A 20,844-nucleotide genomic window follows, 5' to 3' on the forward strand; every position below is an offset into this window, starting at 1 on the left:
CCTGCCCATATAGGCCTGGGTAACACCCTGTTCACACACGGGCAACAGTTGCGAAATCGCGACTTGCGAATCTTTGAGGGCAGCAGATCCCTCCATCCTCAAGGACTCCGCCGATGACCTTCAAGGCTGAATACATCTGGATCGACGGCACCGAGCCGACCGCCAAGCTTCGTTCCAAGACCAGGGTGATGGCGGACGGTGCGGAGCTCCCGATCTGGGGCTTCGACGGGTCCAGCACCAACCAGGCCGACGGCTCCTCCTCGGACCGCGTGCTCAAGCCGGTCTTCACCTGCCCGGACCCGATCCGCGGCGGCAGCAACGTGCTGGTGTTGTGCGAGGTGCTCAACATCGACATGACCCCGCACTCCAGCAACACCCGCGCCGCCCTCGTCGAGGTCGCCGAGAAGTACGCCGGCCAGGAGTCCTGGTTCGGCATCGAGCAGGAGTACACCTTCTTCAAGGAGGGCCGCCCGCTCGGCTTCCCGATCGGCGGCTTCCCGGCCCCGCAGGGTGGCTACTACTGCGGCGTCGGCGCCGACGAGGTCTTCGGCCGCGAGATCGTCGAGAAGCACCTCGACTACTGCATCGAGGCGGGCCTGGCCATCTCCGGCATCAACGCCGAGGTCATGCCGGGCCAGTGGGAGTTCCAGATCGGCCCGGCCGGTCCCCTCGAGGCCTCCGACCACATGTGGATCGCCCGCTGGCTGCTCTACCGCACCGCCGAGGACTTCAACGTCGCCGCCACCCTGGACGCCAAGCCGGTGAAGGGCGACTGGAACGGCGCGGGCGCGCACACCAACTTCTCCACCAAGGCGATGCGCGAGAAGTACGACCCGATCATCACCGCCTGCGAGGCCCTCGCCGCGAACGCCCTGGAGCACGTCAAGCACTACGGCTCCGGCATCGAGGACCGCCTCACCGGCCTTCACGAGACCGCCCCCTGGAACGAGTTCAGCTACGGCGTCTCCGACCGCGGCGCCTCGGTCCGTATCCCGTGGCAGGTCGAGGTGGAGAAGAAGGGCTACATCGAGGACCGGCGTCCGAACGCCAACGTCGACCCCTACCTGGTCACCCGCCTCATCGTGAACACCTGCTGCTCCGCCCTGGAGAAGGCCGACCAGGTCTGATCCCGGCCGCAGACTCGAAGGCCGCGAACACCCTGCCGGGGGCGTCCGCGGCCTTCGGCGTTCCTCCGCCCTCCCGCCCCCGGCCCGGCCGCCGGTGTCCGGACCGCCTCCGGGAGGACCGGCCCGCGAGACCGCCGAGCGCGACGAGTGCGATGATCCGGGCAAGACGAGACGTTGCGACTCGCAAATGGTACATTCGGCCCCGTGAAAACACCGAACCCGGCCCGTCGCAGCGAGCAGTCGCGCCAGGCCATCCTGAGCGCCGCCTTCGACCTGGTCGCCGAGGCCGGATACGCCAAGCTGACGGTGGAGGCGATCGCCGCCCGCGCGGGGGTGGGCAAGCAGACGATCTACCGCTGGTGGCCCTCCAAGGGCGCCGTGTTCGTCGACGCCGTCCTCTCCCAGACCGGAGGCGAGGGCGGCGACCTCGCGCTGCCCGACACCGGCGACCTCGGGGCCGACCTGCGCGTCGTGCTGCGGGCCATCGTCGACGAGTACAACGATCCCAGGCTCGACGCGATGAGCCGGGCGCTGACCGTCGAGTCGCTGAACGACCCCGGGATCAACACCGAGATCACCGGGCGGATCATGGGGCCGCACCTGGAGGCGACCAGGGACCGGCTGCGCGGCGCCCAGCAGGCGGGCCAGGTGGCCGAGGACGCGGACCTGGGCGTGGCCGTCGAGCTGCTGTACGGGCCGATCTTCCACCGCTGGATCCTGCGTACCGCCCCTCTGACCCACGAGTACGCCGACACGGTCGTGGAGTTCGCCCTGCGGGCCCTGCGGGCGCCGTAGCGGGGCCGCGGCCGAAAGCGCGAGTCGGACCGAAATTACCACCCGTCCCACCCGCACGGGACGGGCCACGGCTTCACGGCACACCCTCCCGGAGACCCCCGCCGCACCGGCCGGGGTCGGGGCCGGGACGGGCCCTGGCGCGTGCTCGCCACCGGGCTCCTGAGCACGCACGATGAATCCATCAGAACCGAATAAAAGTAAAATATTTACGCATGGAGCGCTCCCCGGTTCCGTTACCCCAGTTCCACGGGCCGGGAAGACTTCACGTCACGAAAATCCTACAAAACAGGTGCTTTAGGACAGCGCTAAACGGGTAGCTGGCGCCGTACCATAACTGCGATGCGGGACGTAGTGGAGCAATTACAGCGCTTGGGCATGTCGGGCTACGAGGCCAAGGCGTACGTCACCCTGGTCGGTGCCGGACAGCCTCTCAACGGCTACGAGGTCGCCAAACGTTCAGGCGTGCCGCGCAGCACCGTCTACGAGACGCTCGGCAAGCTGGTGGCCAAGGGCGCGGCCTACGAGCTGCGCGGCTCCGACGACGCCACCGACTACCTGCCGCTGCCGCCGAGGTCCCTGCTGGAGCGCATGCGCAGGGAGTTCGACGACTCGATCGAGTCGCTGGAGGTCGCGCTGCCCGCGATCGTGGCGCCGCCCAAGGCGTACCTGATCCACAACCTCAAGGACGCCGGGGCGCTGCTCGAACGGGCCGAGGACGTGGTGGCCGGGGCACGGGGCGACCTGTTCCTGTCGATCTGGCCCGAGGAGATGACGCTGCTCTCGCCGCTGATCAAGCGGGCGGTCGAGCGCGGGGTCGAGACCTCGGTGATGCACTTCGGAGCGGCGCGGGAGCCGGTCGGGAACCTGTACGAGCACCGCTTCCCCTCCCCCGGCGCCGTCCCCGAGGGCGAGGGGAGCGCGAAGGAGAACCCGGACCACCGGCTGCTGGTCGTCACGGGCGACCGGCGGGAGGCCCTGGTCGGCGGCTTCGCCGGCGGCACCGCGTGGGGCGTCTACACCGAGGACCCGGCCGTCGTCGCGATGGCGGTCGAGTACGTCAGGCAGGACATCGCCCTGCAGATCCTCGCCGGCCGGGTCGGGCACGAGGCCATGCGCGAGCTCTGGGCCGCCACCCCCGAGCTCAGGCGCTTCCTCTCGGACCGCGACCGCCCGGCCGCCCTGTTGCGCGCCGCCGGGATGCCCGGTCACCGTCCCTACGGTTCTCCTCCGCCCCCTGGGACCCCTGTCCCCCACGACCACGCCTGACAGATGTTGGTTTAACACTGGTATGACATCCTTCGGAGAGATTGTCTCCATATCGGATGTCTCCATATCGGGGGAAGGCAGGACATGGAAAAACCGGTCATCATGACGGTCGACGACGATCCCGGGGTGTCCCGTTCCGTCGCCCGCGACCTGCGGCGCCGCTACGGCCACTCCTACCGGGTCGTCCGGGCCGACACAGCGGCCGACGGCATCGCCAGCGTCCGCGAGCTGCGGCTCCGGGGCGACGACGTGGCGGCGATCCTCGCCGACTACCGGATGCCCCAGATGAACGGCGTGGAGTTCCTGGAGCAGGCCATGGACCTGTATCCCTACGCGCGCCGAGTGCTGCTGACCGCCTACGCCGACACCGAGGCCGCGATCCAGGCGATCAACGTGGTCGACCTCGACCACTACCTGCTCAAGCCCTGGGACCCGCCGGAGGAGAAGTTCTACCCGGTGCTGGACGCCCAGCTCGACGCCTGGCAGCGGACGGACCGGCGCGAGTCCGACGAGCTGCGGGTGGTGGGAGCGCGCTGGTCGGCCCCCTCGTACGAGGTCAGGGACTTCCTGTCGCGCAACCAGGTGCCCTACCGCTGGATGCTGGCCGACTCGCCCGAGGGCTCCGAGCTGCTCGCGGCGGCCGGGGAGAAGGTCGTGGGGGAGAAGACCGCCGTCAGCCCGGCCAAGCTGCCGCTGGTCATCACCGGTGACGGCACGAAGCTCACCGCGCCGAGCCCTTCCGAGCTGGCCCAGGCCGTGGGGCTGTCCACCGCCCCGGCCACCGACTTCTACGACCTGATCGTGATCGGGGGCGGTCCCGGAGGGCTGGGCGCCGCGGTCTACGGCGCCTCCGAGGGACTGCGCACGGTGATGGTCGAGCAGCACGCCTCGGGCGGGCAGGCGGGCCAGAGCTCCAGGATCGAGAACTACCTGGGCTTCCCCGACGGCGTCTCCGGCGCCCAGCTCGCCGACCGGGCGCGGCGCCAGGCGACGAAGTTCGGCGCCGAACTGCTCACCGCCCGCACGGTCACCAGCCTGGAGGTCAAGGGCCGGGCGCGGGTGGTCGGCTTCGCCGACGGCGGCACGATCGCCGCGCACACCGTCATCCTGGCCACCGGCGTCTCCTACCGGCGGCTGAACGCCCCCGGCCTCGACGACTTCATCGGCTCCGGCTGCTACTACGGCGCGGCCATGACCGAGGCGCCCGAGTGCGCGAACCGCGATGTCTACATCGTCGGCGCCGCCAACTCGGCCGGCCAGAGCGCGGTCTACCTGTCGGGGTACGCCAGCACGGTCCACCTGATCGTCAGGAGTGACGGGCTGGAGCGGACCATGTCGCACTACCTGATCGAGCAGATCTCGCGGATCCCGAACATCGAGGTGCACACCGAGACCGAGGTGGTCGGCGCCGAGGGCGAGGGCCACATGGAGCGGATCACGCTGAAGGGCCCTGAGGGCGAGCGCACCGTCGAGGCCGAGTGGCTGTTCGTCTTCATCGGTGCCCAGCCGATCACCGACTGGCTCGGGGAGACCATCGAGCGCGACGCCAGGGGCTTCGTCCTCACCGGCCCCGACCTGACCGCCGACGAGAACAGGCCCCGCAACTGGCCGCTCCGGCGGGAGCCGTACCACCTGGAGACGAACGTGCCGGGGGTGTTCGCCGCCGGAGACGTGCGGGCCGACTCGATCAAGCGGGTCGCCTCCGCGGTCGGCGAGGGCGCGATGGCCGTGGCCCTCGTCCACCGCTACCTGGAGAAGACGTGACCGCCCCGGACGAGGTCCTTTGCGGCGCTCACGAAGGAGGCCACATGATCGACACCGATGTGCTCCGCGGGCTGTTCCTCTTCGAGAAGCTCGACGAGGAGAAGCTCCAGTGGCTCGCGAAGTACGGGGACGAGGAGGAGTACGACGCGGGCGAGGCGATCATCAAGCAGGGTGATCCGGCCGACTGCTTCGCCGTGCTCGTCGAGGGCGAGGTGGTGATGATCACCGAGACCACCGCCGGCCCGGTCACAATGACCCCGACCGCGCAACCCGGCGCCTATGGCGGCGCGGTCCTGGCCTACCTGGGCGACCGCGCCCCTGCCACCTACAACCACACGCTGCGCGCCACCAAGCCGACGCGCATGTTCATGCTTCCGGCCAGGAAGTACGGCAAGATCATGGCCGAGTGGTTCCCCATGGCGGTGCACCTTCTGGACGGGGCCCGCCTGGGCGGGATGGCCCAGCGGGAGTTCGTCGACCGGCGGCAGCGGCTGACCGCGCTCGGCACGATCACCGCCGGGCTCACCCACGAGCTCAACAACCCCGCCGCGGCGGCCGTACGGGCCGTGGACGACCTGCGGGAGAGGATGAGGACCTCGCGAAGGCGGCTGGCCGCGCTGGCCGAGGACGGCATCCAGCCCGAGCGGCTGAGCGCCCTGATCGACCTGCACGAGGCGTGCGTCGCCAGCACCTCGGAGGCGCCGTCCCGCTCCCCGCTGGAGATCTCCGACGCCGAGGACGAGCTGTCCGACGCCCTGGAGGAGGCGGGGGTGGAGGACGCCTGGCAGATCGCTTCGCCGCTGGTGGCGGCCGGTTTCAGGGTCGGCAAGCTGGACGCGGTCCGCGAGGCGCTGGGCGAGCGCTATCTGGACGAGGCGATGCACTGGCTGTCGGAGGCCTGCGAGATCACCCAGATGCTGAACGAGGTGACGGACGCGACCGAGCGGATCTCCTCCCTGATCGCCTCCGCCAAGCAGTACTCCCAGATGGACCGGGCGCCGTACCAGACGGTGAACGTGCGGGAGCTGCTGGACAGCACCCTCACCATGTTCCGGGGCAAGATCCCTCCGGGGATCACCATCGCCACCGACTACGACCCCGAGTTGCCGCCCATCCCCGCCTACGCCGGGGAGCTCAACCAGGTGTGGACCAACCTGATCCACAACGCGCTGGACGCGATGGCCGGCACCGGCGTCCTGACCGTCCGCACCCGCCTCGAGCACGACACGATCGCGCTGATCGAGATCTGCGACACCGGCCCCGGCGTCCCCGCGGCCCTGCGCGAGCGGATCTTCGAGCCCTTCTTCACCACGAAGGCGGTCGGCGAGGGCACGGGACTCGGCCTGGACATCTCCTTCCGCATCGTCGCCGGTCGCCACGGCGGTGACCTGCGCGTGGAGTCGGAGCCCGGCGACACCCGCTTCCAGGTGCGACTCCCCCTCACCGAGACGTCCAGCCCCACCTGAGGCCGTCACGTGGGGTCTCCCGCCCGGTGGCGGGGCCCCACGACGTCCGAGGGCGTTCGGGCGTCGTGGGCCCTTTCAGGAGCCGTGGACGTTCGGGGGGAACGGACCCTTTAGGAGCCGTGGACGCCGTTGGAGATGTCCATCAGGCGGGCGAGGACGGCGCCCCCGGAGACGCGGACACCGTCGTGCTGCCACTCGTTGGTCACCCAGGTCCGCACGTTGCCCACCGCGCGCGCGGTGCGCATGGACAGGCCCTCGTCGACGTACATGTCGTCGTAGTAGACGGCGGCGGCCACCGGGACCCGGTTGGCGGCCAGCCGGGCGGGATCGTAGAGGGCGGGCCAGTCCGAGGCGGTGGCGAGGATCTCGGCGGCGCCCTTGAAGGGGCGGAGCGCGGCGATCTCGTCGAACATCCAGGGGTAGATCATCTCCCCGGTGGGCAGCGTCGGCCCGGCGTCCTCGCGGAACTCCTCGGGCAGCAGCCGGTGCGCGGCCCAGCCGGTGGCGCCGCCCTGGGCGTAGATCGACTCGTGCAGGACCGCGTAGAGCGGGTTGCCGACGAAGCCGGTGGCCATCATGACCTCGTACAGGAACAGGTCCGAGAGCCTGTCGCCGGTCCATGCCTCCTCCAGCACCCAGTGCAGGTACTCGGCCCCGTCGCTCATGCCCAGGCACATGCCGAGAGTCTGCAGGCGGCGTACGGTCAGCACGTCGCCGTCGGGCAGGAGGACCTCGTGAAGGCGCAGGTGGGCGGCTATCGCGTCCAGGCGCTCCGAGTCCTGCGGGTAGCGGGCGAAGTAGCGGTTCGCCTTGTCGCGGACGCGTGGGTAGGTGCGGGAGTAGACGTCGTCGGCGGTGGCGTCGAGCCCGGCCAGGCCACCGGTCACGTAGCAGGCCGCCAGGCCCTCGGGAGCCCGGGAGAGGTAGGTCAGCGTGATGAAGCCGCCGTAGCTCTGGCCGAGGGTCTCCCACGGCCGGTCACCGGAGAGCTCGCGCCGGATCAGCTCGGCGTCGGCCACGATCGAGTCGGCCCGGAAGTGTCCGAGACGGGCGGCGAGCTCGGCGTCCGTGCCGCGCGCGGTCTTCGCGGTGACGGGGGTGCTGCGGCCGGTGCCCCGCTGGTCGAGCAGGAGGACCCGGTGGGTCTTCAGCGCGTGCCCCAGCCACCCGTCGGCGGCGGCCGGACGCGGTGACTTGCCCCCGGGACCGCCCTGCAGGAAGAGCAGCCACGGCAGGTCCTCCCCCCGCCGTACCGGGTCCACCGCCTCGCGGGCGAAAACCTCGATCGTCTCGCCGCCGGGGTCGGCGTGGTCGAGGGGAACGGTGAACACGTGGTCGGTGAGCGCCACACCGGGCAGAAGGACAGTCACGCACGGAAAGCTACCGGACTCGCGCGACGGCCTCGCCTCCCGGCACCCGGCCGGCATGCCGTACGGTCGTGCTCGCCGGTCCTTCACGGACCGCGACGAGAGCCGGCTCCCGCGAGTCGGCTCCTACCGGCGTTTCGCCGCCTCTCCGGCACGGATCGGCACTGTCCGTAACCTGGGAAACGACTCGATAACACCACCTTGACGCAGACGGAGCTTTGCCTCTTAAATTTCAATATGAATTAAGCCTCGAAGTTGAGCAGTCACCACTCCCCGTGAGCGCTCACAAAGCGCGGGAGGGTGACTCGATGCGCAGAGGGCACCGGCTGAGCGCTGCCCCGGCGCCCCTGCCACCGATCGTCGTCCCGGCGCTGCTCCGAAGGCGACACATCCGCGTAACCACGCAAGGAGCGATCAAGGGATGACCCAGACCGACGACCGGACCGGCACCGGCCTGGCCCTGTTCCCACCCGCCTTCCGCTGGGGGGTCGCCACCGCCGCCTACCAGATCGAGGGCGCCACCGCGGAGGACGGCCGCACCCCCTCCATCTGGGACACCTTCTCCAGGACCCCCGGGCGGGTGCACCTCGGCCAGACCGGCGACGTCGCCTGCGACCACTACCACCGCTACGCCGAGGACGTGGCCCTCATGAAGGGCCTCGGCGTCGACACCTACCGCTTCTCCGTCTCCTGGCCCCGGATCAAGCCCGACGGCACGGGACCGGTGAACCCCCGCGGCCTCGACTTCTACGACCGGCTGGTGGACACCCTGCTGGCCGCCGGGATCGAGCCCATGGCCACGCTGTACCACTGGGACCTGCCGCAGACCCTGGAGGACCGGGGCGGGTGGACCGTGCGGGACACGGCCCACCACTTCGCCGGGTACGCGGAGGCGGTGTACGACCGGCTCGGAGACCGGATCAGGACCTGGACCACCCTCAACGAGCCGTGGTGCTCGGCGTTCCTCGGGTACGCCACCGGCGACCAGGCGCCCGGCCGCACCGAGCCGGCCTCGGCCTTCCTCGCGGCGCACCACCTGCTGCTCGGCCACGGGCTGGCGGCCCGCGCCCTGCGCGCGGCGGGCGCCAGGGAGGTCTCCGTCACGGTCAACCTCACCCCGGTCTCCCCCCGCGACCCGCAGGACCGGCACGACGTCGCGGCGGCCCGGCTCGTCGACGGCCTGCACAACCGGATCTTCCTCGACCCGATCGTGAAGGGGCACTACCCGGCGGACATGCTGGAGCACATGGCCCGCTTCACCGGCCTGGACCACATCGCCGACGGCGACGAGGAGCTCATCGGCGCCCCGATCGACCTCCTGGGGGTCAACTACTACGCGCCGACCTACGTCGCGGCGAAGGTGGGCACGCCCTCCTCCGACCGCTTCCCCGGCACCGAGGGCGTCGAGCACCTCGACCCCGACCTGCCGGTGACCGCCATGGGCTGGCCCGTCGAGGCGGACGGCCTGCGCAGGCTCCTCGTGCGGCTGGCGCGGGACTACCCGTCCACCCCGCTGATGATCACCGAGAACGGCGCGGCCTACACCGACTCGGCCGAGGACGGCAGGGTGGCCGACGCCGAGCGCGTCGACTACCTGCGCACCCACCTGCTCGCCGCCCACCAGGCGATCCAGGAGGGAGTCGACCTGCGCGGCTACCTGGCCTGGTCGCTGATGGACAACTTCGAGTGGGCGTACGGCTACGACAAGCGGTTCGGTCTCATCCACGTCGACTACGACACCCAGACGCGCATCCCCAAGGACAGCGCCCTGTGGTACAGCGGGGTCATCGGCAGGAACGGGATCTGACGAGGGAGTCCCCGCCCCCTGACACGGACGCGCTCCCCGCCCCGGGAAGGGGGCGGGGAGCGCGTCCGTTTCCGTCACGCCGCACGAGGGAGGACGCCCCGGCCGGGCCGGGGGGCGCACGGTTCCGGTTCCACCCCGGGGAGCACACGGCTCAGGCCCGGGGAGCACACGGTTCCGGCCCGGGGAGCACACGGCTCAGGCCCGGGTTTGGAGGCCGCCCGGCGGGCCACGGCGGGAGGCGGCCCCCTCCTCACGTCACGCGGTGATCGCCAGCAGGTCCGGGTCCACCGGGTGGCGCAGCGGCCGGCCCGCCAGCGCCAGGAGCACCTCGTCCACCGCGCACGCCCCCAGCCTGGCCAGCTCGTTGCCCAGCGCCCCGGCGACGTGCGGGGTGAGGATGACGTTGGGCAGGTCCCACAGCACCGAGTCGGCGGGGACGACCTCGGGCTCGGTCACGTCGAGCACCGCCGCCAGCCTGCCGGTGACCAGCTCGGTGACCAGCGCCCCGTGGTCCACCAGGGAGCCCCTGGCGGTGTTGATGAGCGTCGCGCCGTCGCGCATCGCGGCCAGGCGGGCCGCGGTGACCATCCCCCGCGTGTCGTCGGTGGCCGGGGCGTGCAGGGAGACGATGTCGGCGGCGGCGAACAGCTCGTCGATCCCGACCAGGCGGGCGCCGAGCGTCCGCGCGCCCCGGGCGTCCAGGTAGGGGTCGGCGATCAGCACGTCCAGGTCGAAGGGGGCGAGCAGCTCTGCGACCCTCCTGCCGATCCTGGAGGCCCCGACCAGTCCGACGGTCCTGCCGTAGTTGCCGTAGTCACCGCGGTCGCCGGCTCCCTGGAACAGGCGGAGATCCTCCTTCCTGGCCCGGTACTCGCGGGCGAGCGCGAGGACGGACTTGCCGGTGAGCAGGATCATCGCCACGGTGTACTCGGCGACCGGCAGGGCGTTGGCCGAGGCGGCCGAGCTCACCGGAATCCCCCGGGCGAACACGGCCTCGCCGACATGGCCCTTGACGCTTCCCGCCGCGTGCACGACGGCCCGCAGGCGCGGCGCGCGCCGCAGCACGGGCTCGTCGATGAGCGGGCAGCCCCAGCCGGTGATCAGGACCTCCGCCCGCTCCAGGCGGGCCAGCGCCTCACCGGACCCGAACTCGGTGAGCGGTGCCGCCAGGTCGGCCTCGGCGACCGCGCGGAGGCGGTCGCCGAGGGCCGGGGGGAACAGCCGGGCGGGCAGCTCCGGATACATCGCCAGCACCACCGACGGCGGACCGCCGGTCACCGGCCGGCCCAGATCAGGCCGCGCCGGGTGAGCTCGTACACGGTGGGGTGCCGCAGGTCCGCGAGCCGGTGGCCGACGGCGGAGAAGAAGACCTTCCCGCTCCCCCACCGGCGGGTCCAGACGACGGGCATGGGCGTCTTCGGGGAGACGAACCGCGTGGTGGCGAGGACCTCGTTGTGGGCGTCGGTGAGCATCCAGTACTGCTCGGTCTCGACGGTGAAGTCGTCCAGCCCGGCGACGATCGGGTGACCGGCGTGCGCGGGGTCGATGACGACGTCGTAGGTGAGGAAGTCCGCGAGGTGGTGCAGGAAGAGCCCGCCGACCATCCGCAGGTAGTCGTGGCTTCCGTCGAAGGTCGCCACCAGGCCGCCGTGCCATCCGGCGAAGCCGGTGCCCGCGCGGACCGCGGACACCAGTCCCGCCTCCTGCTCCGGCGTCAGGACACCGCCCGTCCAGCACTGCACGATCAGGTCGGTACCGGCCAGCAGCGGCCCGTCGGCGTAGACCTCCAGGTCGTCGGCGACGGTCACCTCGAAGCCCGCGGCGGCCAGGTCGGGGATGAACAGCTCGGTCGCCTCGACGGGGACGTGTCCCTCCCAGCCCCCGCGGACGACCAGCGCCTTCCTCATCGGCGGCCGGCCGGGTCGCTCGCCCAGTCGGGCAGGGTCAGCGGGGTGCGCTGGACCCCGATCCACTGTCGCCTGGTGAAGCCCGGCATCTGGTTCTCCGCCCCGTGGCGGGCGTGCGCGTCGTTGACGTGGACCTCGCCCGCCCGCAGCCGCTCGGCCACGTCCATGCCGCGCATCAGGTCGGCGGTGAACACCGAGTCCATCATCATGGGGTGCCGGTTGGCCAGCTCGACGGCCTCGTCCTCGGAGTCGACGACCGTCACCGGGATGACCGGCCCGAAGATCTCCTCGGTGAACGCGGGCATGTCCGTGGTCACGTCGGCCAGCACGGTGGGGCGGTAGAACAGCCCGTCGTAGGTGCCGCCGGTGACCAGCCTGGCGCCCTTGGCGATCGAGGGCGCGACGATCCGCTCGTGGAGCCGGTTCCGCTGGCCCTCGCTGATCAGCGGTCCCAGGTCGGTGTCCGGCGACATCGGGTCGCCCAGGCGCAGGGCCTCGACCCGCCTGGTCACGGCCTCCAGGTAGAGGTCGGCGACCTCGCGCACGACGATGTGCCGGCTGGAGCTGATGCACGTCTGCCCCTGGAACTCCAGCGAGGCGATCATCGCGTGGGAGGCGGCCAGCTCGACGTCGGCGTCCTCCAGGACGATGAAGGCGTTGTCGCCGCCCAGCTCCAGGCGGATCGCGCGCAGGTCGGTGGCGGCGGAGGCCGCGATGGCCAGGCCGACCTCACGGGAGCCGGTGAAGTCCAGCAGGTCCAGACCCCGGTGGTCGGCCAGCGCCCAGCCCGCTTCGGGACCGTCTCCGGTGACCACGTTGAAGACCCCGGCGGGCAGCCCGACGGCCTCGGCGGCCTCGGCCAGCACGTGGCCGCCGACCAGCGGGGTCAGCTCGGCGGGCTTGAGCACGATGGTGTTGCCGAACGCCAGGCCGGGCGCGACCATCCGCATGGCGAGGTTCATCGGGTAGTTCCACGGCGTGATGACGCCGATGACGCCCAGCGGCACCGCGCGCGACAGCGAGAGCTTGCCCGCCTTGTACGGGGGCAGGATGTCCCCGGCGTTCTCGGTGGCCTGGACGGAGGAGATGAGGAGCTGGCGGATGCTCGTGGTCACCTCGTCCTCGGCCTTGGCCCGCACCCCGCCCGTCTCGCGGATGCTCAGCTCGACCAGCTCTTCGTAGCGGCCCTGGAGATGCTCGGCGAGGCCCCGCAGGTATCCGGCCCGCTCGGGTGCCGAGAGGGCGGCCCAGGCGGGCTGCGCGGCGCGGGCGGCGGCGACGGCCCGATCGACGTCGGCGGAGCCTCCCAGCGCGTACGTGCCGATCTGCGCGCCGGTCGCCTTCTCGTGCACGGGGGCGGCGCGTCCTGAGGCGGCGTCCTGGAATGTTCCGTCGATGTACAACCTGCCCACAGCCATCCCCTACATCATTATTAGTCTTAGTACAGAATGCAAAATAAGTGCTGAACCGAGGCCGCGTCAACAGTCGCGGGGACGCGGCGCAGACGGGGCTCGACGCCTCGCCCACGAGGTCACGACGGGCGTGAGGCCCAGCGTGCCCGCGGCCGGGTGCGCGCGAGGCCAGGCGGGCGCGGAATCAGCCGGAATCAGGCGAAACCGGGGCCGGACGGACGCGAGATCAGACGGCCGAGGGATCGAACGGCCGGCGGATCGGGCGGCTGAGGGATCAGGCGGGCGCGTGCCCCGCCGGTGCCGGGGTCGCGACGCGGCCCGCCGGGCGCACCGCGTGGCTGCGCAACAGGAAGTCCTCGACGACCAGGGTGGCCGCGCCCAGGGCGACCGCCTCGGCGCCGAGCCTGCCCAGCTCGATCGACGCCTGCGAGAAGGGCAGGGGCAGGGCGTACCGGGCGGCGGCGGCGCGGATCTCGGGGAGGAACCTCCGCCCGAGGAGGGACCCGGCCCAGCCGCCGAGGATGACGCGCTCGGGGTTGAAGAGGTTGATGAGGTTGGCCAGCCCCGCGCCCAGGCAGCGGATGGCCTCGTCGAGCGCGGGCCGCGCCAGCGGGTCGGTGAGGAGCTCGGCGAAGACGCTCTCCTCGTCGTCACCCCCCAGGTCCCTGCCCGCGCCGGCGAGGATCGCCTCGGCGCCGATGTAGGCCTCCAGGCAGCCCTGGCTGCCGCATCGGCAGGGGCGCCCGTCGAGGACGATCTTCGTGTGGCCCCACTCGCCCGCGCCGCTCGCCGTTCCCCGGTAGGTGACGCCGCTGTTGATGATGCTCGCCCCGGCCCCCGTACCGATGAAGGTCATGACCAGGTGCTGGGCCCCCTTGCCCGCGCCGAACCAGAGCTCGGCCTGGCCCGTCGTCTTGACCCCGTTGTCGGCGAAGACCGGGAGGGAGGTGCCCTCGCGGATGAGCACGCCCAGGGGCACCCCGTCCCAGCCGAACGCGCGGGCGTGGATGAGCAGGTCGGAGCCCTGCTCGGCGACGCCGGGGACGCCCAGGCCCATGCCGAGCACCTGGGACTCCGTGGCTCCGGCGTCGGACAGGACCGCCTCGAGACCGTCGAGGATGTGACGGGCCACCACGGCCGGCTCGTGGTGGCTCGGGTCGAGGGCGAACTCCTTCCTCGCCCGCTCCTCCATCGCCAGGTCGTACAGCTCCACGCGGACGCGCGTCTCTCCGACGCCCACCCCGACCACGTATCCGTACGAGGGGTCGACCCTGAGCATGATCCGCGGCCGCCCGCCGTCGGAGTCGACGGAACCCGTCTCCACCACGATGCCGTCCGTGATGAGGTCACCGATCACGTTGCTGACCGTGGCGGCGCTGAGCCCGGTCAGCTGGGCCAGGTCGTGTCTGCTCAGCTCGCCGGCGAAGTACAGCGTCCACAGGACCACGGACCGGTTGCCCTTGCGCACGTCGCGAAGGGTCCCCCGCTGCGGACGGCTCATGCTTCTCCCCCGGGGAAGTAATTTCAGATGTTAGTACAACTACTCTAGTCACTGTCGGCCCAGGCTTCTCTGCCACGCTCCCACCTGGCCGGGAACGGCCGCCCGTGTCGCGCGTGAGGAGAGTTTCCCAGGTGACGCCGCGCATCGCCACGCCCCGCGGGTGAGAGCCCTCGGCCGCCTGGGCTTGGAGGGCTCCGGTTGTTAGGCTCGGCCACCAAGCAAGTGCTCACTTTAGGCGGACGCGAGGACGGGCGATGGCGGAAGACGGCGGGAACACGGGCCGGATGGACACCCACGGGCACTGCGACCCACGGTTCTCGCGGGTGCGGGAGGTCTTCGACGCCCACTTCGCCGACGGCCTGGAACTGGGCGCGGCGTTCGCGGTCTTTCTGGACGGCGAGCCGGTCGTGGACCTGTGGGGCGGGATCGCCGACCGCCGCGACGGGCGGGCCTGGGAGCGCGACACCCCCGTGCTGGCGTACTCGTGCACCAAGGCGGTGACCGCGACGGCCGCGCAGGTGCTGGCCGAGCGCGGCCTGCTCGACGTCGCCGCCCCGGTCGCGGACGTCTGGCCGGAGTTCGCGCGGCGCGGCAAGGAGCGCGTCACCGTCGAGCATCTCCTCACCCACCAGGCGGGACTGCCCGTGATCGAGGAGCAGGTCCCGGTCGAGGAGTTCGAGGACCAGGCCGCCATCGCGGACCGGCTGGCCGGGCAGGAGCCGATCTGGGAGCCGGGCACCGCGCACGGCTACCACGCGCTGACGTACGGGTTCCTGGTCGGCGAGGTGATCCGCAGGGTGTCGGGCAAGTCCGTGAGCGAGATCGTGACCGCCGAGATCTCCGGGCCCCTCGGCCTGGAGCTCTGGGTCGGCGCCCCGGACGACGTGGCGGCGCGGGCGGCCCGGCTGTCTGCCGGGGAACGCCCCAGGCCCCCCGCCGACGCGCCCGCCGACCCGGCCGCGGACCCGCCCGCGGAGCCCGTGGAGGCGGAGCTGCCGGGACAGGGGCCGGGAGACCCGGTCTACGAGATGGCCAGGGCCGCGCTCGACAGGAACAGCCTGATGAACCGGGCCCTGGGCAACCCCCCGATCCACAGGCTGCCGGGCGGCGCCAACAACCCGGTTGTACTGCGCGCGGGCTGGCCCGCGATGGGCGCCGTCACCACCGCGCGGGGCCTGGCCGGTTTCTACCGTGACCTGGTGGCCGGGCGGATCGTGCGCCCGGAGACCCTGCGCGAGGCGACGCGCAGGAGGGTGAACGGCCCGGACAGGGTCCTGTTCGTCGACAGTTCCTTCGGCCTGGGTTACATGCGCCCGGCGCTGACCTTCCTCACCCCCGCGAGAGGCGTGGAGTCCGCGTTCGGCCACACCGGTATGGGCGGGTCGCAGGGCCTCGGCGACGTCGAGCACGGCCTGGGCATGGCGTACACGATGAACAGGATGGCGGGCGCCGCGTCGGGAAACCTCCGCGCCCACCGCCTGGCCGAGGCCGTCTACGAGTCGCTCCCCCGGACCCACCCGTCCCATTGATCCCGGCTACCCGAGCGGGGCGGCTACCGAGCACGATTCCAGCGTCACCCTCCGCAAAAGTTGACCAATCGTGACAACCAACCGTATGGGTGAGACCGTCGAACAAGTCGACGGCACTCGGAAGGGGACGGGATGGTTCCGGGATACCGCGAGGTTCGGGAACTCGGGGTCGGCGGGGGTGGACGCGTGGTGCTGGCCACGTACGCCCCCACCGGCGCCTATGTGGCCATCAAATACCTCAACGCGACCCTCAAGGACGATCACCGCTTCCTGGCGCGCTTCCGCGCGGAGGCGCGCGTCATGGTGGAGTTGCAGGACCCGAACGTGGTCCAGCTCTACGAGTACTACGAGGACGTGCTCGAAGCCGCGATCGTGATGGAGCTGGTCGACGGGGTCGCGCTCAGGCGGATCCTGTCCGAGCACGGCAGCACCAGCCCGGAGGCGGCGCTGACCGTGCTCAAGGGCTCGCTGCTCGGCCTGGCCTTCGCGCACGCCGCCGGGGTCGTGCACCGCGACTACAAACCGGAGAACGTGCTGATCCAGGCCGACGGCGGCAGCAAGCTGGCCGACTTCGGCATCGCCGCCCACGTCGGGGAGGCGGGGATGACCGCCGGCACCCCGGCCTACATGGCGCCCGAGCAGTGGGAAGGGGCCGCGGCCAGCGCGGCGACCGACGTCTACGCGGCCACGTGCGTGTTCTTCGAGTGCCTCACCGGGCGCAGGCCCTACGTGGCCGACCACCGCGCCGTGCTGATGCACCGGCACCGGACCGCGCCGATCCCGGTGGAGGAGGTGCCCAGCTCGGTACGCGGACTGGTCGCGCGGGGCATGGCCAAGAATCCGATGGACCGGCCGCGGAGCGCGCGGGCGTTCCTGGACGAGCTGGAGACGGCGGCGCTGGCCGCGTACGGACCGGAGTGGGAGCAGCGCGGGCGGCGGCACCTGGCCGAGCTCGCCACGCTGCTGGCACTGGCGTTCCCGCTGGCCAAGCCCGCGCCGAAGGCCGGCTCCTCGGTCGCCCAGACGGTGCTCGGCCGGGTGGGGCGGGTACGCCGCCCCCGGCTGGGCCCCAGGACCCTGGCCGGACTGGGGGTGATCACCGTCGCGATGACCGCCGGCGTGATCGCGGCCAACCGGCCGCAGGACCGGCTCTCCGCCGACACGATCTTCACCCCGCCGCCCAGCTCCGCGATGATCGAGGAAACCCCCGCGCAGCGGCGGCGGAGCCAGGTGTCGGCACCGCCGGAGCCCTCCCCCGGGCCGGGCCGCCCCTCGGGGAGCGCCACCGCCAGGAAGCCCGCGTCCCCCTCGAACGGCGCGAACCCCGGCCAGGTCACCTCGCCCCCCTCATCGGTCCCGTCCCCCGGGCGGACGGTGGCCCCCTCGACTCCCCCGCCGCCCCCGCCTCCCCCTTCGCCTCCCTCACCGACCGGTTCGCAGCCGCCGCCCCCGCTGCCCACGCGCACACGGACCGCGGCCCCCACGCGCCCGCCGACACCGACGCCCCGCCCCACCTCCACCCGCCTGCCGACGCCCGACCCCACGGGGACGGGGGCACCGGGGGCCGTGCACACGGTCAGCGGCCTGAGGGTCGTGGGAATCGACGCGCACGGGACCACGGTCGGCTTCCGCGCCTCCACCGCGGGCAAGGTCGTGGTGACCGTCACCTTCGCCGAGGGACCCGACCCCGACCGTCTCGTCCGGGCGGCCCCGCACACCTCCGTGGTCGGCGGGCTGAGGACCTACTCCCACACCGTCCCGCACACCTTCACCGTCCCCGCCTGCGGGCAGACCCTCTACCGCCGGGTCACGGCCTCCACCTCGCCCCGCTCCTCCGGCGGGACGTCCAGCCGCACGGAGCGGGTCCGCGGCGAGCCGTGCGCGCCGCCCGCCGTCTCGATCACCTCCTTCGACGGCATCACGGTCGGCTTCCGGGTGAAGACCCCCAGCACCTCGGCGGTGACCGTACGGCTCGGGTTCGCCCAGCGACTCGGGGACACGCGCGCGCCTCTGGCCGGGGGCACGCGGGAGCTGGAGCTGTCCGGCGACACCGAATACGAGCGGGAGGTGACCGGGGAGTTTCCCGACCCGCCCCGGTGCGGGGGGTACGTCACCCGGACGGTGACGATCACCACCGTTCCCGGGGGCGACACGCCCTCCCGGACCGTCAGGCTCGACCTGCCCTCCTGCGCGCCCGACCCGGGCACGGACCCGTCCCCGTCCCCGGATACGGGCACGGACCCGGACACCGGCACCGACCCGGGTCCGCGTGAGCCGCGGGACTCGGAGCGGCCCGCCGAGGACGACCCGGGCCTGCTGAACCTCGACCTGGACCTCGACCTGGGCGGCATCCTGTGAGGTGACCGCGCCCACGTGGGAACACGAGGGAGCACGAGGGGAGCACGCGGGAACACGGGTAAAACGGCCTGCACATAATGTGGATGGTGCCGGCCGGATCCGGACATACAGCGATCCGCTCGCCGAAGCCGGCATGAGGCGCTGATGGATGAGGTGGCACCGGCCATCCCGAAGCGGTGGCAGGCGACGGGTCTGCCCCCCGAGGTGACCAGTTTCGTGGGGCGTCGGCACGAGATGGCCGAGGTCAAGCGCCTGCTGTCCGGGGCGCGCGTGGTGACCCTCACCGGCCCCGGCGGGGTCGGCAAGAGCCGGCTGGCCCTGCGCGTCGCCGCCGACGTCCAGCGGGCGTTTCCCGACGGGGTGTGGCTGGTCGAGCTCGCCGGGCTGGAGAGCCCGGAGCTGCTCGCCGGATCGGTGAACGAGGCCCTGGCGATCAGGGACGTCTCCCACCGGCCGCCCGTGGAGGTGCTCATGGATCACCTGCGGGACAAGCGGGCACTGCTGATCCTCGACAACTGCGAGCACCTCCTGCGGGCCTGCGCCGTACTGGCGGGAACCCTGGTGCGCTCGGCCCCCTCCCTGCGAATCCTCGCCACCAGCCGGCAGGCGCTGGGCATCGCCGGCGAGCAGACGATGGTCGTCCCCACGCTGCCGCTGCCGCCACCGCCGGGCCCCGGCGCCCTCAGGCCGTTCGCGGAGCCGCCCGCGCAGTCGGAGGCGGTGCGCCTGTTCACCGAGCGGGCCACCGCCGTCCTGCCGGACTTCACGCTCACCGAGGCCAACCGGCCCGCCGTGGAGCAGATCTGCCGCCGGCTGGACGGCATCCCGCTCGCGATCGAGCTGGCGGTGGTACGGCTGCGCGCCCTCTCCCCCGAGGAACTGCTGGCCCGGCTGGACGACCGGTTCCGGCTGCTCACCAGCGGCTCACCGGCGACGCTGCCCCGCCAGCAGACGCTGCGCGCGCTGATCGACTGGAGCTACGCCCTGTGCACCGAGAAGGAGCAGCTGCTGTGGGAGCGCATCTCGGTGTTCGCCGACGGCCTGGACCTTGAGGCCGCCGAGGCGGTCTGCTCGGGGGAGGGCATCGACCACGAGGAGGTGGTCGACCTGGTGATCGGGCTGGTGGGCAAGTCGGTCCTGATCCGGGAGGATCCTCCCTCGGCCTCCACGGCGACCCGCTACCGGCTGCTGGAGACGATCAGGCAGTACGGCAGGGAGAAACTCGTGGCCTCCGGGCAGGAGGGCACGCTACAGCGGCTGCACCTCGACCACTACCGGCGGCTGGCGGCGGAGGCGTACGCGCGGCGGTTCGGCCCGCTCCAGGTGGCCTGGCTCGGCAGGCTGAAGCTCGACCACGCCAACCTGCGCACCGCGCTGGAGTACTCCCTCACCGAGGCCGGGGACGCCTCCACCGCCCTGGGCATGGCCGCCGACCTGCTCTACCACTGGATCACGAGCCACTACCTCAGGGAGGGGCGCCACTGGCTGGACCTGAGCCTCCTCGGCGGCGCGGGACCGGACGAGGCCCGGGGCCGCGCGCTGTGGTCCAACAGCTGGCTGGCCGTCATCCAGGCCGACGTCGTGTCCGCCGCGACGATGCTGGAGGAGGCCGGGAAAATCGGGGGGCGTGCCGGGCACGAGCCGATCCAGGGCTACGTCGCGCTCTACTCGGGGATGATCGCCATGTTCCGGGGAGACGTCGATCTCGCGATCAGCCTGTACGAGGAGGCGGCGGAGTGCCACCGCGCCGACGACGACCCGGCGGGCCAGGCCCTGGCGCTCGTCCGGCTCTGCCTCGCCCACTCTTTCCGGGGCGACTGGTCGCGCTCCGTCTCGGCCGGCGAGACGTGCATCGCGCTGTGCGACGCCCACGAGGAGGGCTGGCACCGGGCGTACGCGATGATGGCGCTCGGCATCGGGGTCTGGTGCCAGGGGGACGCCCGGCGCGCGGCCGAGCTGGAGAAGGAGAGCCTGAGGTTCAATCGCTCGCTCGACGACCTTCTGGGCATCGGCGTCAACCTGGAGGTGCTGGCCTGGATCGCCGCCGCGGGCGACGACCACCGGCGGGCGGCCAGGTTGCTGGGGATCCTGGAGCCGGTCTGGCAGGTGATCGGGGCGCCGCTGTCCGGTTTCGGGCACCTGACGCGCTACCACGACGAGTGCGAGGACCGTACGCGTGAGGCTCTCGGAAAGCAGGCCTTCGAGACCCTGGTCAGGCAGGGTTCGAAGATGCGGTGCGACGAGGCGATCGCCTTCGCCCTTGAGGAGCGCGCGCCGCGCGGCGAGCCCTCCGGCGAGGCCGAGGAGCCGTCGCCGCTGACCCGCAGGGAGACGGAGATCGCCAGGCTCGTCGCCCAGGGACTGAGCAACAAGGAGATCGCGGCCTCGCTGACGATCGCCCAGCGCACCGCGGAGGGTCACGTCGAGCACATCATGACCAAGCTCGGCTTCCACTCGCGGGCCCAGATCGCCGTCTGGACCGGCGAGCACATCCGGAACGCGGACGGGGACCGCCCGACCGGCACCTGACCGGCGGGACGGAGAA

The 20,844-nt window shown here is 72.0% G+C and carries 14 protein-coding genes; 9 read left to right on the forward strand and 5 right to left on the reverse strand.

All coding sequences use genetic code 11. The features are described 5' to 3' along the window. Positions 1-113 precede the first annotated feature (113 nt). The 5 genes from glnII to ACSDR0_RS03540 all read left to right on the forward strand — a co-directional run bounded on the left by glnII (position 114) and on the right by ACSDR0_RS03540 (position 6,418). Entirely contained in the window at positions 114-1,127 is a 1,014-nt protein-coding gene (glnII, locus tag ACSDR0_RS03520) for a glutamine synthetase (protein WP_435287243.1), read from the forward strand. A 204-nt stretch (positions 1,128-1,331) separates the two neighbouring features. Continuing rightward, complete coding sequence (locus ACSDR0_RS03525; protein WP_435287244.1) at positions 1,332-1,922, forward strand: TetR/AcrR family transcriptional regulator; 591 nt, start codon at positions 1,332-1,334, stop codon at positions 1,920-1,922. A gap of 339 nt (positions 1,923-2,261) precedes the next feature. Next, positions 2,262-3,188 carry a TrmB family transcriptional regulator gene (locus ACSDR0_RS03530; protein ID WP_435287245.1) on the forward strand — a complete coding sequence of 309 codons (927 nt, stop codon included), beginning with the start codon at positions 2,262-2,264 and terminating at the stop codon, positions 3,186-3,188. Between the two features lie 84 nt (positions 3,189-3,272). After that, complete coding sequence (locus ACSDR0_RS03535) at positions 3,273-4,952, forward strand: FAD-dependent oxidoreductase (protein WP_435287246.1); 1,680 nt, start codon at positions 3,273-3,275, stop codon at positions 4,950-4,952. A gap of 44 nt (positions 4,953-4,996) precedes the next feature. Next, positions 4,997-6,418 (forward strand): ATP-binding protein, encoded by a 1,422-nt coding sequence (locus tag ACSDR0_RS03540; RefSeq protein WP_435287247.1) that lies wholly within the window; start codon positions 4,997-4,999, stop codon positions 6,416-6,418. 110 nt (positions 6,419-6,528) lie between these two features. Here ACSDR0_RS03540 and ACSDR0_RS03545 read toward each other — a convergent pair whose 3' ends face one another. Next, entirely contained in the window at positions 6,529-7,788 is a 1,260-nt protein-coding gene (locus tag ACSDR0_RS03545; RefSeq protein ID WP_435287248.1) for an alpha/beta fold hydrolase, read from the reverse strand. A 418-nt stretch (positions 7,789-8,206) separates the two neighbouring features. Between ACSDR0_RS03545 and ACSDR0_RS03550 the strand changes: the two genes are divergently transcribed. Beyond that, on the forward strand, positions 8,207-9,592 hold the full coding sequence (locus tag ACSDR0_RS03550) for a GH1 family beta-glucosidase (protein WP_435287249.1): 1,386 nt from the start codon (positions 8,207-8,209) through the stop codon (positions 9,590-9,592). A gap of 255 nt (positions 9,593-9,847) precedes the next feature. Here ACSDR0_RS03550 and ACSDR0_RS03555 read toward each other — a convergent pair whose 3' ends face one another. The 4 genes from ACSDR0_RS03555 to ACSDR0_RS03570 form a co-directional block, all read right to left on the reverse strand. Further along, positions 9,848-10,870, reverse strand: a complete 1,023-nt coding sequence (locus ACSDR0_RS03555; RefSeq protein ID WP_435287250.1) for a hydroxyacid dehydrogenase — start codon at positions 10,868-10,870, stop codon at positions 9,848-9,850. Then, positions 10,867-11,499 carry a ThuA domain-containing protein gene (locus tag ACSDR0_RS03560; RefSeq protein WP_435287251.1) on the reverse strand — a complete coding sequence of 211 codons (633 nt, stop codon included), beginning with the start codon at positions 11,497-11,499 and terminating at the stop codon, positions 10,867-10,869. Before ACSDR0_RS03560 ends, ACSDR0_RS03555 begins: the two co-directional genes overlap by 4 nt. Next, positions 11,496-12,917: an aldehyde dehydrogenase family protein gene (locus ACSDR0_RS03565; RefSeq protein WP_435287252.1), complete on the reverse strand. Its 1,422-nt coding sequence runs from the start codon at positions 12,915-12,917 to the stop codon at positions 11,496-11,498. The genes ACSDR0_RS03560 and ACSDR0_RS03565 overlap by 4 nt, the downstream gene beginning before the upstream one ends. Positions 12,918-13,185: 268 nt before the next feature. Further along, positions 13,186-14,412 (reverse strand): ROK family transcriptional regulator, encoded by a 1,227-nt coding sequence (locus ACSDR0_RS03570; protein WP_435287253.1) that lies wholly within the window; start codon positions 14,410-14,412, stop codon positions 13,186-13,188. 254 nt (positions 14,413-14,666) lie between these two features. Between ACSDR0_RS03570 and ACSDR0_RS03575 the strand changes: the two genes are divergently transcribed. From ACSDR0_RS03575 to ACSDR0_RS03585, 3 genes are all read left to right on the forward strand, one after another. Further along, positions 14,667-15,941, forward strand: coding sequence for a serine hydrolase domain-containing protein (locus tag ACSDR0_RS03575; RefSeq protein WP_435287254.1), 1,275 nt, complete (start codon positions 14,667-14,669; stop codon positions 15,939-15,941). 132 nt (positions 15,942-16,073) lie between these two features. Beyond that, complete coding sequence (locus ACSDR0_RS03580; protein ID WP_435287255.1) at positions 16,074-18,299, forward strand: protein kinase domain-containing protein; 2,226 nt, start codon at positions 16,074-16,076, stop codon at positions 18,297-18,299. Positions 18,300-18,443: 144 nt separating this feature from the next. Then, positions 18,444-20,828, forward strand: a complete 2,385-nt coding sequence (locus ACSDR0_RS03585) for an ATP-binding protein (RefSeq protein ID WP_435287256.1) — start codon at positions 18,444-18,446, stop codon at positions 20,826-20,828. Positions 20,829-20,844 lie beyond the last annotated feature (16 nt).

It is taken from the genome of Streptosporangium sp. G11 (assembly GCF_051192615.1).
Classification (GTDB): domain Bacteria; phylum Actinomycetota; class Actinomycetes; order Streptosporangiales; family Streptosporangiaceae; genus Streptosporangium.

What these genes read in the sequence shown, in the direction of transcription:
- glnII (WP_435287243.1), top strand. Translation starts at nt 114, where the DNA reads ATGACCTTCAAGGCTGAATACATCTGGATCGACGGCACCGAGCCGACC.
- ACSDR0_RS03530 (WP_435287245.1), top strand. Translation starts at nt 2,262, where the DNA reads ATGCGGGACGTAGTGGAGCAATTACAGCGCTTGGGCATGTCGGGCTAC.
- ACSDR0_RS03535 (WP_435287246.1), top strand. Translation starts at nt 3,273, where the DNA reads ATGGAAAAACCGGTCATCATGACGGTCGACGACGATCCCGGGGTGTCC.
- ACSDR0_RS03540 (WP_435287247.1), top strand. Translation starts at nt 4,997, where the DNA reads ATGATCGACACCGATGTGCTCCGCGGGCTGTTCCTCTTCGAGAAGCTC.
- ACSDR0_RS03550 (WP_435287249.1), top strand. Translation starts at nt 8,207, where the DNA reads ATGACCCAGACCGACGACCGGACCGGCACCGGCCTGGCCCTGTTCCCA.
- ACSDR0_RS03560 (WP_435287251.1), bottom strand. Translation starts at nt 11,499, where the DNA reads ATGAGGAAGGCGCTGGTCGTCCGCGGGGGCTGGGAGGGACACGTCCCC.
- ACSDR0_RS03565 (WP_435287252.1), bottom strand. Translation starts at nt 12,917, where the DNA reads ATGGCTGTGGGCAGGTTGTACATCGACGGAACATTCCAGGACGCCGCC.
- ACSDR0_RS03570 (WP_435287253.1), bottom strand. Translation starts at nt 14,412, where the DNA reads ATGAGCCGTCCGCAGCGGGGGACCCTTCGCGACGTGCGCAAGGGCAAC.
- ACSDR0_RS03575 (WP_435287254.1), top strand. Translation starts at nt 14,667, where the DNA reads ATGGCGGAAGACGGCGGGAACACGGGCCGGATGGACACCCACGGGCAC.
- ACSDR0_RS03580 (WP_435287255.1), top strand. Translation starts at nt 16,074, where the DNA reads ATGGTTCCGGGATACCGCGAGGTTCGGGAACTCGGGGTCGGCGGGGGT.
- ACSDR0_RS03585 (WP_435287256.1), top strand. Translation starts at nt 18,444, where the DNA reads ATGGATGAGGTGGCACCGGCCATCCCGAAGCGGTGGCAGGCGACGGGT.